The organism is Howardella ureilytica, from assembly GCF_054657495.1.
Window position 1 is genome coordinate 76,771 of record NZ_BAAHYP010000002.1, and the last position, 14,278, is coordinate 91,048.

A 14,278-nucleotide genomic window follows, 5' to 3' on the forward strand; every position below is an offset into this window, starting at 1 on the left:
TTTTTGTCGTGTCGTCTTGATGTCTCTCAACGACAAGGGTTATTCTATTATAGATTCATATTAAAGTCAACACCTTTTTTTGTACTTTTAAAAAAACATTTTAATTTTTTTTAATATCGGCGTAAATTACTGCAAATCCAATGTTCACAGGCGATTTACGCCGTATTTTTATTGTTTAACCGTTTAATTAAAATTTATTTTTAAAAACTCACGAAAATTTTTTTCTTTATTTTGGAAATTTCTGTTTCCTTATTCACACAAATTTTCCGCATGAATTTTTATTTCTTTCGGTATACAGATTTCTGTTTCTTACCGTTTATAATTTTTTTGATAAATAATTTTAAAAATAAAAATGCGATACGGGAATTTATGATTCTCTCTTGAGAATTCATAACGCCGTATCGCAAAGTTAATATTTTTTATAATATTTATTGTTTAATATGGTCTATATGTTTATTGTGCGCGGCACTGCATGTCTTTACGCTGTCACATCCTGAACAACCGCTGCACATTGATTTATTTGTCACTCTTGCTTTAATAAGTCTGTAAACAAGAAATGCAATAAATGCAAAGACTATTATTGATATTATTATTGTAGAAAGATTATTCATAAACCATTCCATATTATCACCTCGTTATGCAATTTTCTTACTCACCTTCATGCTGTTATCGTAGTTATTGTCAACTTTTAATCTCTTAATAAATAACATATATACAATAATTGCGAGGAAGAATAAAGCAAATACCAATCCTACTATATTAAGGTTACCGGTAAATGCCGAGCCTATCTGGAATACAATGAGCGAAACCACATATGCGAATCCGCATTCATATATTATTGCAAAGGCTGTCCATTTAGCGCTGTTCATTTCTCTTCTGATTGCACCGATTGCCGCAAAACAAGGTGCACAAAGAAGATTGAATATAAGGAAACTGTATGCCGCAAGAGCACCGAGATGTTCAAAATCAAGCACTCCGAACACTCCCACTATCTCTTCTTTTGCAACAAGTCCCATAAGGGTTGCAATTGTAGCAGCCGGATCTCCGAATCCGAGAGGAGCGAATATCCAGCCTATTCCGTTGCCTATTACGCCGATTACGGAATCATTTAAATCTATCTCACTGTGGTAACCGAATACTCCGTCCACTGTTCCGAAGTGAGAACCTGCCCAAATAATGAGAGTGGAAACAAGTATTACGGTTCCGGCTTTCTTTATAAATGACCATACTCTCTCCCATACGCTTCTTGCTATATTGCCTACGGTAGGCCAATGGTAAGCCGGCAGTTCCATAACGAAAGGAGATGTTTCACCGGCAAACATCTTAGTTTTCTTAAGCATTATACCTGAAGTTACAATGGCGGCGATCCCGATAAAATATGCGCTTGGAGCAACCCACCATGCACCTCTGAAAATGGAACCGGCAATAAGCGCTATAATAGGAAGTTTTGCACTGCACGGAATAAATGTTGTCGTCATTATTGTCATTCTTCTGTCTTTTTCATTCTCAATGGTTCTTGACGCCATTACACCGGGAACTCCGCAGCCGGATCCGATAAGAATAGGAACGAAAGATTTACCCGATAAGCCGAACCGTCTGAATACCCTGTCTAAGATAAATGCAACTCTTGACATGTATCCGCATGCTTCAAGGAACGCAAGGAATACAAAGAATACAGCCATCTGAGGAAGGAATCCCAGTACCGCTCCGACACCCGCAAGTATTCCGTCTACTATAATACTAATAAGCCATGGGGCTGCATTAACAGATTCAAGAGCATTTGTTACTATTGTAGGAATGCTCGGAACCCATATTCCGTAATCTTCCGTGGCAGGAACTCCTTCCGCATCCTCTCCCAGGGCTTTATCATACATTTCTGATAAATCATATCCGGATTCCGTAAGTGCTGCCGAATATGAAGAATATGCTTCGTCGAATGCACCGTAATCCTCATCGGCGATTGCAGCCTTAATTTCATCGGCTCCGCTTACTCCCGCTTCTGCCGCCTTGTCTACAACATCCACAAACTCAGGAGTCCAAACATTTTCTTTTGCATATTCAGTTATTGCTTCGTCATATTCGGCCGTACCGTTTCCGAATAAATGATAACCTTCTCCGAATACTCCGTCATTAACCCAATCCGTAGCCGGTGTTCCCACGGCAACCATTGAAATAAAGTATACAAGGAACATTATACCAGCAAATATCGGTAATCCGAGCCACTTATTGGTTACAACTTTATCTATTTTGTCCGAAACACTGTTTTTAAGATTGTTTTTTCTTATGTAACAGTCTTCAATTATGCTTGAAATATAATTATAACGTTCATTAATAATTACACTTTCCGCATCGTCGTCATGTTCGGATTCTATCTCATGAATAAGATTCTCCGTTTCCAATCTTACATTGTCACTTAACCTTATGTATTCCAATACCTTCTCATCCCGTTCAAATATTTTAACGGAATACCATCTTTTGGCTTTTTCTGTTTCAGCCGGAAGATTGTCAGCAATATATTCAAGAACATCTTCTACTTCCGAACTGTATCTTAAAAGAGATTTGAAATCTGATTTGTCTGCCGCCCTAACGGCTTCAGATGCGACTTCATTTATTCCCTCACCTTTGAGGGCCGATATCTCTATCACCTTGCAACCTATCTCTTCGGAAAGTTTGCCGATATTTACCCTGTCGCCGCTTTTCCTTACAATATCCATCATGTTTATTGCTATTACCATCGGTATACCGAGTTCGGCAAGCTGTGTTGTAAGGTATAAGCTTCTTTCGAGATTTGTTCCGTCTATTATGTTAAGTATAACATCCGGTCTTTCTTCCAACAGATAGTTTCTTGCAACAACTTCCTCCAAAGTATATGGAGCAAGAGAATAAATTCCGGGTAAATCAGTTATTATAACATCTTCATGTTTTTTCAGTTTTCCCTCTTTTTTTTCTACGGTAACTCCCGGCCAGTTTCCGACATATTGATTTGAACCTGTCAGTTCATTAAATAATGTTGTCTTTCCGCAGTTAGGATTGCCTGCAAGAGCGATTCTTTTACTCATAATTACCTCTCCGTAAACAAACAGTTAATTGCTTCTTTCTACTTCTATATTCCGGGCGTCCGCTTTTCGGAGGGACAATTCATAACCTCTTACGGTTAATTCCATCGGATCTCCGAGAGGAGCGAATTTTCTTACATATATGGATACGCCTTTTGTAATCCCCATATCCATTATTCGTCTTCTCAGAGCACCTTCTCCGTGTACTTTTACTACTTTTACGGTTTCTCCTGCCTTTATATCCTTTAAAGTTGTCATTTTAATCACCTCCACAAAATGATTCCGGCGGTTATTCATACACTCTAAATTAAAGAAACCGAACCGATATCCGAAAAGTCAATTATTAAAAAAATTATTACTGCATATAAATGGTATTAAATGTAATGTTTATCATGCATATATTTTAAATAATGCTATTAGCCTAAGCTAACTGAAGCATTATGTTATGTTAGCATTGACTAATTAAAATGTCAATTATTATTTTTTCAATTATTTATAATATTTTTATATGGAATACAAGTCTTACATCACATAAATATGTTTTTGTATAGTTGTTATTTTTATTGGTTAACATAGGCTAATTGGTAGTTGAAAAATTTTTATTTAGGAATTAATATTATGAAAATATACTAATTGGGGAGGTTTATCATATGAGTTTACACGAATCAGGAGAGATGTATCTTGAAACGATTTATGTACTTTCCAAGAAAAGCAACACGGTTCGTTCTCTTGATGTTGCCGAAGAAATGAATTTTTCAAAACCAAGCGTAAGTCGTGCCATTAAAATACTTAAAGACGGCGGTTTTGTTACTGTTGATGAAAACGGATACTTATCCCTTACCGAAAGCGGCAGTGCCGTTGCAAGAAAAATATATGAGAGACACAAAGTTCTTACTCAATTTTTAATTAGTATAGGTGTAAGTGAAGAGACGGCCGCTGAAGATGCATGCAGGGTTGAGCACTATATAAGCGATGAGACCTTTGACGCCTTAAAGAGCTACTCTCATATATCTACAGATGTATGAGATAGTAAAAGCTTAAGCGGTTACATATGTTATCGCTTGTTTTAAAACCGTAAAATACTTTTATATATGTAAAATCTAAAGAAAGGAGGTATATATGAGTATTATTGATTTACATGTCCACTCTCTTTATTCAGATGGAACCAATTCTCCCAAAGAACTGGTTGATATGGCTGTTTCAATCGGTCTTAAAGCCATGGCACTCACGGATCATGATACCATTGACGGCGTTCCGCACGCCGTAAAAGCCGCCGAAAACTATGATATAACCATTATTCCCGGTGTGGAAATCAGCACATTTTACCAGGAAGGGGAAATACATATAATAGGTTTATTCGTTGACTATAATAATAAAGATTTTGTCGGCGAACTGGATCAGATGAGAATCGAAAGAGAAGACAGAAACAGGCTTATGTGCAGCAGATTACGAAAATACGGCGTGGACATAGATTATGATAAGCTTGTGGATATTTATAAAAGTCATGCAATTACACGTGCTCACTTTGCCGACTTTCTGTATAAAAACGGATACGTATCAGGAAGAAAAGAAGCATTTGAACGATATATAGGAAGTGATTGTCCTGCATTTGTGCAAAGAAAGGGTATTTCGCCCGAAAAAGGCATAAAGTTAATAAGACAGGCCGGAGGTGTTCCGATACTGGCACATCCATATGCATACAGATTAAGCGAAAAACATCTCGATGATTTGATTTCCAATTTGAAGGATAACGGTCTTGCGGGAATTGAGGCCTTCTATTCCACTCACGGAATGTCGGAAACAGATAAGGTTCGCAATTATGCAAAAAAATATGATTTAATGTTGTCGGGCGGTTCAGACTATCACGGAAAGAATAAGCCTCTTATTTCCCTCGGTACCGGTATCGGAGGACTGAAGGTTGACTCTTCTCTCCTCGTACCTATGCAGGAATATCTTAAGAAGGAATATGATAAAGAGATTTCAATAATCTGATTATTGATGCATTTATGAAATCAATATGTTGATTTCATAAATATACCCCCGGTACATAAGGCTGTTTTCAGTCTTATATACCGGGGGTGTTTTAATTTATTTTGTTTTCGGTTTTATGTTTTATGGTTTTGTGTATTTTAAAATTGTTTTGTTTATTTTGTTTCTCTTAGTTTTGTTTTATGGTTTTATGTATTTTAATTCGTTCTGTCTTGTTGTGTTTCTTTATCTTTTATTGTGTCTTAATTATAGAGTATTAAAATCACGCATAATTTTTCAAAAAATTATTTAGTAATCTGTTTCGCTTTAATACAATCACACAAATATCGAATTAATAATATTTTGTGTATATTCGTTTTTAGGATTATTAAGTATATCGTAAGCAGGGCCTTCTTCGATAAATTCACCCTGATTCATAACCACGATTCTGTCACACATACTGCCGGCGAGCACTAAATCATGTGTGATAAATAATACACTGAAGCCCTTCTCTTCTTTTAATTCCAATAACTTGTTCATTATTTCGGACTGAACGGATACATCCAGAGAACTTGTCATCTCGTCGCAGATTAAAACATCAGGCTCAATAAGCAGTGCTCTTGCAATGGCTACTCTCTGGCACTCACCACCAGACAGTTGCATAGGGTATTTACTCACATATTCCACAGGAAGCTCCATCATAGTCAAATACTCCTCAGCCTTTGCCGCTGCCTCTTGTCTTGAAAGCTTTGGATTAAAGTTTCTCTGAACTTCAATCAGCGTCTTCCCAATGGTGAGTTTAGGATTAAATGAATCCTTGGGCATTTGAAAAATCATTTGAATTTTCTTAAAAAGCTTTTTCGGATATCGGTAATATGCAACCTCACCATCTATCTTAACCTTTCCGGCATCAGCCGGTGTTAACCCAAAGATTACTTTGGCAACTGTTGATTTTCCACACCCGGATTCACCTACAAGGCCGACAATCTCACCTTTTTTGATTTGTAAATTTATACCCTTTAAAACATCATGGAATCCCTTTTCTTTTGCGATCCAGTATGATTTATACAGATTGTCAATTTCTAATATATATGACATATTATTACCTTTTCTGTTTCTTTAATATCTGGTGTAAAGCAGGTATAATGCACTTTTAGTTGCTCATTTACAAAGTTACAACTCAATATAACCCTTTATTTACACCTCATGGCACCTTACAAAATGTCCCGGTTCAATTTCTCTTAATTCAGGCATATTTGTTTTACATTCACTGCATGCCATTGAACAGCCTTCGTGATAAGGACACCCTTCGGTATATCTGTCCGGCAAAGTTGCTTTTACATTTTTTGAAACCATAACATTCATTTTGGGAATTGCTTCATAGAGCTTCTTTGTATATTCGTGAACAGGATTATTCACAATATTATCCCTTGAACCGTATTCCATAACCATACCGCCATACATAACTGCTATTTCATCAGCTAAATATGATATTACTCCCATGTTATGGGAAACAAAAAATATAGAAGTCTGAAATTCATTCTTTATCTTTTCAAACTGCTTTACAACTTCTCTTTGAACAACTACATCAAGGGCACTTGTAACTTCATCGGCTAAAAGCGCTTTTGGATTAAGCAGCATCGCCATGGCTATGGACACTCTCTGAGCCATTCCACCACTTAATTCATATGAATAGCCGTTTAGTACTCTCTTAGGATTACTTAACTTAAAAAGTTCAAGAAGTTCCAGCATTCTTGCGGTAACTTTTTCAGGATTTTCATTGTGGGCTTTTGCAAACTCATTAACCTGTGTACCGTTTTTTCTTACGGGATGGAATGCCTGCGATGGATCCTGAGAAATAAGAGCAATATCCTTGCCTCTTATTTTTCTAAGTTCTTCCTTAGGTAATTCAATAATATCTCTGTCCTGAAATATTATCTTTCCATCTTTAACCCATCCGTTATCACCAAGAATGCCTAAAACAGTTTTAATAATTGTACTCTTACCGCTTCCGGATTCTCCTACAACACCGAGTATATGCCCCTTTTTAATGTTTAAGCTAACATCTCTTAATACAGGTTTTTCGGCATAGTTTACATATATGTCTTCGATACTTAGTATGTTATCCATATTTTTCCTTTTAATAAGCCTGATACAACCGCAATATAATTCGGATACATTTACAATATAAGTCGTTGTTTAATTAGTCTTTCCTATTTTATACAATATGGAGTTATCACCGTTATCGCTTAAGAACGGACCTGTCATATTGGTAATATTCTTTCTTGAAATCTTATAACTCAGAATATGACAAAGGAAAATATGAGTATCGTCATCTTTGTATATTGCATTTTGAATATCCTTTATCTTCTGTGCTCTTTCATTTGCATCTGTTGTTGATGTAAGCTCCGTCAGCAATTTATCAACTTCGGCATTTGAATATGAATTGAAGTTGGAAGTACCGTCAGACTTAAATACCGGCTGCAAATAATTATATGCGTCTCCGTCTGTCTGAGTGCTGTATGCATATGTTCCGATATTATAATTTCCGGATTTAAGTGATTCCGTAATCGTTCCGGAGGTCTCAAGATCTGCATCTATTCCAACTTCTTTCAGTTGTGACTGCAGTACTTCCGATAAGGTAGGAAATCCGTTGGCTGAGTAATTAACAATATGAAGCTTTAAGTTAGCTCCGTCCTTATCGACGAATCCGTCGTTGTTTGTATCCGTATATCCCGCCTCACGGAGTAAATTTCTGGCCTTTTCCGCATTATGTGATACTGCATTGTCATTTTCCTGATAAAATCTTGAATCCTTAGGGAAAATTGATGTTGTTGCGGATGCTCTCCCGCCGTAAACACCGTTTACTATCGCATCTCTGTCAAATGCATATTGAAGCGCCTCACGAACTTTCGCATCTTTTGTTCCTACCGCATCGGGATTTATATATAGGTAAAATAATCTCCCCTGATCGAACTGCTTAATGTCAAATTTACCGGTATCAGCCTCGAATCTTGAAATGTCTGCTCCCTGAGTTCCGGAAAGCTGAACAAAGTCGATTTCTTCATTCAACATGGCATTTACCTGAGCCGTTGAATCCAGACCTGATTTGGTATGAATTGCGGCAGCGGCAGGTTTACCGGCCCAATAATTTTCATTTCTTATAAGATCCATATTGCCTTCGGCATCCTTTTTTTGGAGTATATACGGTCCTGTACCTGTAAGGCCTTTGTTGTAATCGTCACTGTTCTCATTTACATCGAACATTATCATATTGACATCAGCCAAAACATTAGGCACTACGGCGTTAATACCGTCGGTATGAACGGTAAGCGTCAAACCGTCTGCATCAATAGATGAAGCTTTTAATAATCCGCGCAATCTCTTATTGTTGCCGTCCTTTATTATATATTCTATGGCTGCTTTTGCCGCAGCAGCATCAAATTCTTTGCCGTTGCTGAATTTAATGCCGTCTTTTATCTTTATAACCCAAGTTGTGTTATCGGTCTGCTTTATACTTTCCGCAAGCCACGGCGTAACTTCATGTGTATTATCATCCACATAGAATAATGCTTCGGTCATACCCGCATTCATTGATTTTTGCCCCGAATAATCAACGGCAGGATCAAGAATCAACGTTGTCTGAGTATTGGCATGTGTAACGATATAATTTAATTCTGCATTCGAATCCGCAACCGCCGATTTCGTTTCCGAACTCTGGCCGGCTGACCCGCCGCATCCTGCCAATACTCCTCCGAATACGGAAATTGTTGATAATACTCCTAAAACCTTTAATACTGCCTTTTTCTTCATGATAAACTATGACTCCTTTTAATCTTCTTTTGAACTTAAATATTCATTTACACTGTCACCAAATATACCCACAATTACAACAACTATAAGTATGGCAATTCCCGGTACCAATGCTGTATGAGGTACTATCATAAATGATGTCTGAGCATCATTTAACATTGATCCCCATTCAGGATATGGTCTTGCTGTTCCAAGTCCAAGGAATGAAAGTCCCGCGAACTCAAGTATTACACGGCCAACGTCCATACTCGCTTCTACTATCAATGGTGTAAGAGCATTAGGTAATATTGTTTTAAATAACACTGCCGGTCTTGACTGACCTGTGACTCTTGCCGCATTGACAAATGTTCTCTCTTTTAAGGAAAGTGCCTGTGCTCTTGCAAGTCTTGCATATGGTGTCCAGCCAACTGTACAGATGGCAAGTACACTCCATCCGAGACCTCCGCCAAGCATTGCTGCTATGGAAATTGTAAATACAAGTCTTGGAAATGCCTGGAACATATCAGTAATTCTCATTACAATTAAATCTGCCTTACCACCTACATATCCGCTTATTATTCCTATTAGCGTCCCAACAGTAGCATTTATAATAACAACCAGTATGGCTGTAAAAACACTTCTTGTTCCACCTACCATAAGTCGTGATAACAAGTCACGCCCCAGGTAGTCAGTACCCAGCAAATGCTCCGCTGACGGTCCGCTCATAATGTTTTTTACGTCAATCTGATATGGATCATATGGTGGAAAAAACTGCATGAAAAATATGACACCAAGCATAGATAACGTGATAATCAGCCATATTTTAAAATTTCTTGCAGCTTTCTTTTTACCACTGCTCCCTTTATTAAATGTCTTTCTTATTGAGCAGATACCACGGCTGACATTTAAATCATTAAAATTAAATTTACTCACCATTTATGCCCGCACTGTTGCATGCATTTTTACATGCACCCTTTGCTTCTTTTTCTTTTCTTTCTTCTTTCTTTTTAAGCTCCAGCTGCCTTGCATGAATCTTTCTTTTGCCCTTGTCGCCTTCTGCTATATATCTCTCTTTAACTCTTGGATCAGCATATGCATGTAAAATATCTACTAAAAGATTAACAAGTACATATATGCCTCCCATAACCAGAATATATCCCTGCATAAGAGGATAATCTCTGTTTGTAATAGACTGTACAGCCAGACGACCTATTCCCGGATATGATGTCACAAGTTCTATAATGGCTGTTCCACCCAGCTGCTGACCAAAATTCAAACCTGCTATAGTCAGTATTGAAGGTAATGAACTTTTTAGTGCGCCGGCAAAAAGTATCATATATTCCTTTATTCCTCTGGCGCGTTCCATTTGTATATATTCTTTGTTAAGTTCATTTATCACTGCAGCTCTTACCTGTCTGACATACGGCCCTGACATGGTTACTACAAGAGTAATTATAGGAAGCCATATTCCGGTAGGATTACCTGATGCAGAAGTCGGTAACATTTTCCAGGTCAGACTGAATAAAATGATAACTAACATTGCTGCAAAGAAACCCGGTAAAGAACCGGAAACAAATGAAAGGACTCTGATAAGACCGTCCAGCCATTTATTTTTCCAGACTGCTGCAATTATTCCCAAAGGAATGGAAATAATAATTGTTAAACCAACAGAAATACATGCAAGCAAAAGTGTATTTGGAAAATATGACAATATTTCCTGTGCTACCGGTCTGTGGGTATAGTATGAAATACCCATGTCTCCGGTAAATACGCCTCCGAGCCAGCTGAAGTACTGAATAAACACGGGTCTGTTAAGTCCCATCTGTTCTCTCATTGCTTCTATTTCAGCCAGTGACGGTGAATTACCTTCCTGTCTTAAATACATTTCCGCGGGATCACCGGGCGACAGATACATCAGAAAGAAAGCGACGAGTGATACGGCAATCATAATGGGAATCAGCCATATCAGTCTCTTAATAAGATATTTGCCCATTTTAAAACCTTTTTTACTATAATTTTATTTTTAATCTTCTTTGCAGTTAATTGCAGAAATGAGGAAATTTGTATAATATCCACCGTTTGGCTTATATCTTCCATATGGTATGAGACTCTGAGGCATTCTGAGGATTTCCTGAGTAATTGCAAAATTATACTGTGGAAGAACTATGTCATCCCATTCAGCCGGTCTGTTAAGTTTTGATAATGGAAGATCATATGCAGTCTCATCACATTTTGAATAATCCACTTTCTTCTTATCTTCTTCGCTGTGTCCGTGGATATCTCCAAGATGCTCAATCAAAATATTTCTATTTTTTCTTGTTTCTTCATCAAATAAATATCTATAATGATTACCGTCATAATATAAAAGTAAACCGCCCGGTTTAAGAACTCGTCTCCACTGTCTGAGAACCTTTTCCGGATCAAGAAAAGCCCAGATAAGATTTCTTGAGCAGATTACATCAAATGTATTATCAAGGAATGGCAGTTCATCAGAGTTTGTACATACAAATTCCGCTTTAAGATTAAGGCTGTAAAGATTTTCCTTCGCCTTCTCTATCATGTTTTCAGCAATATCAACGGCAATTACTTCATGACCTAAGCTTGACATTACAGCAGCCATAATACCTGTTCCTGTACCTACATCGAGAACCTTACATTTTTCCCTTGGAAGAATATGAGCAACCTCATGTCTGATATCATCCATTTCAGCATATGGGAAACCGAAAGTTTTACTTCTTTCGTTCCAGTAATCTTTCATGTTCTTCTGCACTTCATCTGAGGAAAGCTTTATTGCGGCTATTTCAAACATCGGCGATTCACGATACAGTTCTTTTTCCCAATCTTCATATACATATCGACCTATATCATATTCAACGGAAACATTCATATTCATTCCTTTAAGAACATTTATATCCCAGTTCGGTCTGTCTTCTTTCGTAAGCGGAGCTGTATCGTAGTATTCGTAATCAGCTTTCGTTACCTTCCTCTCAACACCGTATTTTTCAAAATGTTCCTTTTCAAGCCGCTCTACTTTCTTTTTCAGTTCCTCATCAAAATTATGCTTAAACCAGTTTGCGTCATAAATAAGAATTATGCCTCCGGGTCTGAGTAACTCTTTCATCTTTTTATAAACTTCTTTTGGATGCTCAAGAGTCCATGTGACATTTCGCGAAATAATTACATCAAACGATTCTCTCGGAAATCTTGTATCTATTTCATTAATGTCTGCTTTAATAAATTTCGGTCGCACATTAAGGCGTTCTGCGTTTTCCTCTGCACATTCAAGCATTCCCGGAGACTGATCTATTCCCGTCACATTATGTCCTTCTTCTGATAAAATACAGGAGAAAAATCCCGGTCCCGTTCCTATGTCGAGAATATCAAGACCGCTGCCTTTAAAGTATATTTTTTTGTTTATACGATCTTTCCATGCCTGTTTTCTGAACGAACTGAATTCTTCAAGAATATATTCATTGTAACTGCTTCCGTCTGCCCAACGTGACGCTCTTTCTTCATCTTTCATTTACAAACCTCATTTCCGCATATTTAATAAAGTTTTTTAGTTTTAATAAATATTTTTTTTAGTATAATGTTGCCTTTTTTAGGCTTTAACCCCCCTATGTGGTTTTGTGTTAAATAAAAAAATCAGGACTTGATAAAAAACAGTTACAATTTTACGGGCTGTTTGTGCTTTAAAAATGAACATAAAAAAATCCCAAAAGTAAGTTATAACTTACTTTTGGGATTTTTAATTTATACGATAAACAATGTATGCGGAATTTCTTTTACGTCAATGTCATAAAACAATTCATAACATTATTACATCATTCCCGGCATACCGCCTGCAGGCATTTCAGGAGCCGGTTCAGGAATTATTCCAACGGCAGCTTCCGTTGTAAGAAGAGTTGAAGCCACACTTGTAGCATTCTGAAGTGCACTTCTTGTAACCTTTGCAGGATCAAGAATACCTGCTTCAATCATGTCGATATAATCGTCTTTAAGTACATCGTAACCTATGCCAACATCAGAATTCTTAACCTTGTTAACGATTACCGCACCTTCAAGTCCCGCATTTGTGGCAATCTGGAATAAAGGAGCCTCAAGAGCCTTAAGTACGATTAAAGCACCTGTTTTTTCATCTCCCTCAAGAGTATCCGCTAACTTAAGAACTTCCTTGGATGCGTGAATGTATGCGCTTCCGCCGCCGGAAATGATACCTTCCTCAACAGCTGCCTTAGTAGCTGCAAGAGCATCTTCCATACGAAGCTTGCTTTCTTTCATTTCTGTTTCCGTAGCTGCTCCGACTCTGATAACAGCTACTCCGCCCGATAATTTTGCAAGTCTTTCCTGAAGCTTCTCTTTGTCAAAGTCAGATGTTGTTTCTTCAATCTGCTGCTTAATCTGAGCAACTCTTGACTTGATGTCCTCTGCTCTGCCTTCACCGTCAACAATAATTGTTTCGTCTCTCTTAACCTTAACAGACTTTGCACGACCGAGCATTTCGATTGTTGCATCCTTAAGCTCATTTCCGAGGTCACTTGAAATAACCTGTCCTCCCGTAAGAGTTGCAATATCAACAAGCATCTCTTTTCTTCTGTCACCATATCCCGGAGCCTTAACACCTACAACATTAAATGTTCCTCTGAGCTTATTAACAATAAGTGTAGTAAGTGCTTCTCCCTCGATATCTTCCGCAATGATGAGAAGAGTTGCGCCTGCCTGAACAATCTGTTCAAGAACAGGAAGGATGTCCTGAATATTTGAAATCTTTTTATCTGTAATGAGGATGTAAGGATTATCAAGATTAGCTTCCATCTTATCCATATCCGTTGCCATATAAGCAGATACATAACCTCTGTCAAACTGCATACCTTCAACGAGATCAAGCTCTGTCTTCATTGTCTTGGATTCTTCGATTGTTATAACTCCGTCGCTTGTAACCTTTTCCATTGCATCTGATACAAGCTGACCTACCTCTTCATTTGCAGCCGAGATTGAAGCTACTTTTGCAATCTGATCCTTACCTGTTACCTTACGGCTCATTTTCTGAATGGCTTCTACCGCAACTTCTGTGGCTGCCTTCATGCCTTTTCTGAGAATAATAGGATTTGCGCCTGCCGCAATATTCTTCATGCCTGCCGTAATCATTGCCTGTGCAAGTACGGTAGCTGTTGTTGTACCGTCGCCGGCTACATCGTTTGTCTTTGTAGCTACTTCACGAACAAGCTGTGCACCCATATTTTCGAACTTATCTTCAAGCTCAATTTCCTTTGCAATTGAAACGCCGTCATTTGTAATAAGAGGAGCACCGTATGACTTCTCCAAAATAACGTTTCTTCCCTTAGGTCCGATAGTAACCTTAACTGCGTCTGCAAGTTTGTTAACGCCGGCTTCAAGTGCCTTTCTTGCATCTAAACCGTACTGAACTTCTTTTGCCATTATATTTCTCCTTACTTATATCA

At 37.8% G+C, this 14,278-nt stretch carries 12 protein-coding genes; 2 read left to right on the forward strand and 10 right to left on the reverse strand.

All coding sequences use genetic code 11. From position 1 onward, the window contains the following. Positions 1-428: 428 nt before the first annotated feature. From ACYQ1N_RS01605 to ACYQ1N_RS01615, 3 genes are read right to left on the reverse strand one after another with little or no spacing between them, the layout of a single operon-like run. Complete coding sequence (locus ACYQ1N_RS01605; RefSeq protein ID WP_459831935.1) at positions 429-623, reverse strand: FeoB-associated Cys-rich membrane protein; 195 nt, start codon at positions 621-623, stop codon at positions 429-431. A gap of 12 nt (positions 624-635) precedes the next feature. Further along, a complete protein-coding gene (gene feoB / locus ACYQ1N_RS01610) occupies positions 636-3,059 on the reverse strand; it encodes a ferrous iron transporter B (protein WP_459831938.1) in 2,424 nt (807 codons plus the stop codon). Positions 3,060-3,083: 24 nt separating this feature from the next. Further along, positions 3,084-3,314: a FeoA family protein gene (locus ACYQ1N_RS01615; RefSeq protein ID WP_459831940.1), complete on the reverse strand. Its 231-nt coding sequence runs from the start codon at positions 3,312-3,314 to the stop codon at positions 3,084-3,086. Positions 3,315-3,706: 392 nt separating this feature from the next. Here ACYQ1N_RS01615 and ACYQ1N_RS01620 point away from each other — a divergent pair, with 392 nt between their 5' ends. Beyond that, positions 3,707-4,081 (forward strand): metal-dependent transcriptional regulator, encoded by a 375-nt coding sequence (locus ACYQ1N_RS01620; RefSeq protein ID WP_459831942.1) that lies wholly within the window; start codon positions 3,707-3,709, stop codon positions 4,079-4,081. Between the two features lie 94 nt (positions 4,082-4,175). Beyond that, positions 4,176-5,048: a PHP domain-containing protein gene (locus ACYQ1N_RS01625; RefSeq protein ID WP_459831944.1), complete on the forward strand. Its 873-nt coding sequence runs from the start codon at positions 4,176-4,178 to the stop codon at positions 5,046-5,048. Positions 5,049-5,360: 312 nt separating this feature from the next. Here ACYQ1N_RS01625 and ACYQ1N_RS01630 read toward each other — a convergent pair whose 3' ends face one another. The 7 genes from ACYQ1N_RS01630 to groL form a co-directional block, all read right to left on the reverse strand. Beyond that, complete coding sequence (locus ACYQ1N_RS01630; RefSeq protein WP_459831946.1) at positions 5,361-6,122, reverse strand: ABC transporter ATP-binding protein; 762 nt, start codon at positions 6,120-6,122, stop codon at positions 5,361-5,363. Positions 6,123-6,221: 99 nt separating this feature from the next. Further along, a complete protein-coding gene (locus ACYQ1N_RS01635) occupies positions 6,222-7,154 on the reverse strand; it encodes an ABC transporter ATP-binding protein (RefSeq protein ID WP_459831949.1) in 933 nt (310 codons plus the stop codon). Positions 7,155-7,223: 69 nt separating this feature from the next. Further along, positions 7,224-8,837, reverse strand: coding sequence for an ABC transporter substrate-binding protein (locus tag ACYQ1N_RS01640; protein WP_459831951.1), 1,614 nt, complete (start codon positions 8,835-8,837; stop codon positions 7,224-7,226). An 18-nt stretch (positions 8,838-8,855) separates the two neighbouring features. Beyond that, complete coding sequence (locus ACYQ1N_RS01645) at positions 8,856-9,752, reverse strand: ABC transporter permease (RefSeq protein WP_459831954.1); 897 nt, start codon at positions 9,750-9,752, stop codon at positions 8,856-8,858. Continuing rightward, positions 9,742-10,809, reverse strand: a complete 1,068-nt coding sequence (locus ACYQ1N_RS01650) for an ABC transporter permease (RefSeq protein ID WP_459831957.1) — start codon at positions 10,807-10,809, stop codon at positions 9,742-9,744. Before ACYQ1N_RS01650 ends, ACYQ1N_RS01645 begins: the two co-directional genes overlap by 11 nt. Positions 10,810-10,839: 30 nt before the next feature. Further along, entirely contained in the window at positions 10,840-12,339 is a 1,500-nt protein-coding gene (locus tag ACYQ1N_RS01655) for a methyltransferase domain-containing protein (RefSeq protein WP_459831960.1), read from the reverse strand. Between the two features lie 296 nt (positions 12,340-12,635). After that, positions 12,636-14,255, reverse strand: a complete 1,620-nt coding sequence (groL, locus tag ACYQ1N_RS01660) for a chaperonin GroEL (protein WP_459831962.1) — start codon at positions 14,253-14,255, stop codon at positions 12,636-12,638. Positions 14,256-14,278: the final 23 nt, after the last annotated feature.

Bases quoted from the DNA above. Each gene is read 5' to 3' on its own strand.
- ACYQ1N_RS01605 (WP_459831935.1), bottom strand. From the start codon at position 623: ATGGAATGGTTTATGAATAATCTTTCTACAATAATAATATCAATAATA.
- feoB (WP_459831938.1), bottom strand. From the start codon at position 3,059: ATGAGTAAAAGAATCGCTCTTGCAGGCAATCCTAACTGCGGAAAGACA.
- ACYQ1N_RS01615 (WP_459831940.1), bottom strand. From the start codon at position 3,314: ATGACAACTTTAAAGGATATAAAGGCAGGAGAAACCGTAAAAGTAGTA.
- ACYQ1N_RS01620 (WP_459831942.1), top strand. From the start codon at position 3,707: ATGAGTTTACACGAATCAGGAGAGATGTATCTTGAAACGATTTATGTA.
- ACYQ1N_RS01625 (WP_459831944.1), top strand. From the start codon at position 4,176: ATGAGTATTATTGATTTACATGTCCACTCTCTTTATTCAGATGGAACC.
- ACYQ1N_RS01630 (WP_459831946.1), bottom strand. From the start codon at position 6,122: ATGTCATATATATTAGAAATTGACAATCTGTATAAATCATACTGGATC.
- ACYQ1N_RS01635 (WP_459831949.1), bottom strand. From the start codon at position 7,154: ATGGATAACATACTAAGTATCGAAGACATATATGTAAACTATGCCGAA.
- ACYQ1N_RS01640 (WP_459831951.1), bottom strand. From the start codon at position 8,837: ATGAAGAAAAAGGCAGTATTAAAGGTTTTAGGAGTATTATCAACAATT.
- ACYQ1N_RS01645 (WP_459831954.1), bottom strand. From the start codon at position 9,752: ATGGTGAGTAAATTTAATTTTAATGATTTAAATGTCAGCCGTGGTATC.
- ACYQ1N_RS01650 (WP_459831957.1), bottom strand. From the start codon at position 10,809: ATGGGCAAATATCTTATTAAGAGACTGATATGGCTGATTCCCATTATG.
- ACYQ1N_RS01655 (WP_459831960.1), bottom strand. From the start codon at position 12,339: ATGAAAGATGAAGAAAGAGCGTCACGTTGGGCAGACGGAAGCAGTTAC.
- groL (WP_459831962.1), bottom strand. From the start codon at position 14,255: ATGGCAAAAGAAGTTCAGTACGGTTTAGATGCAAGAAAGGCACTTGAA.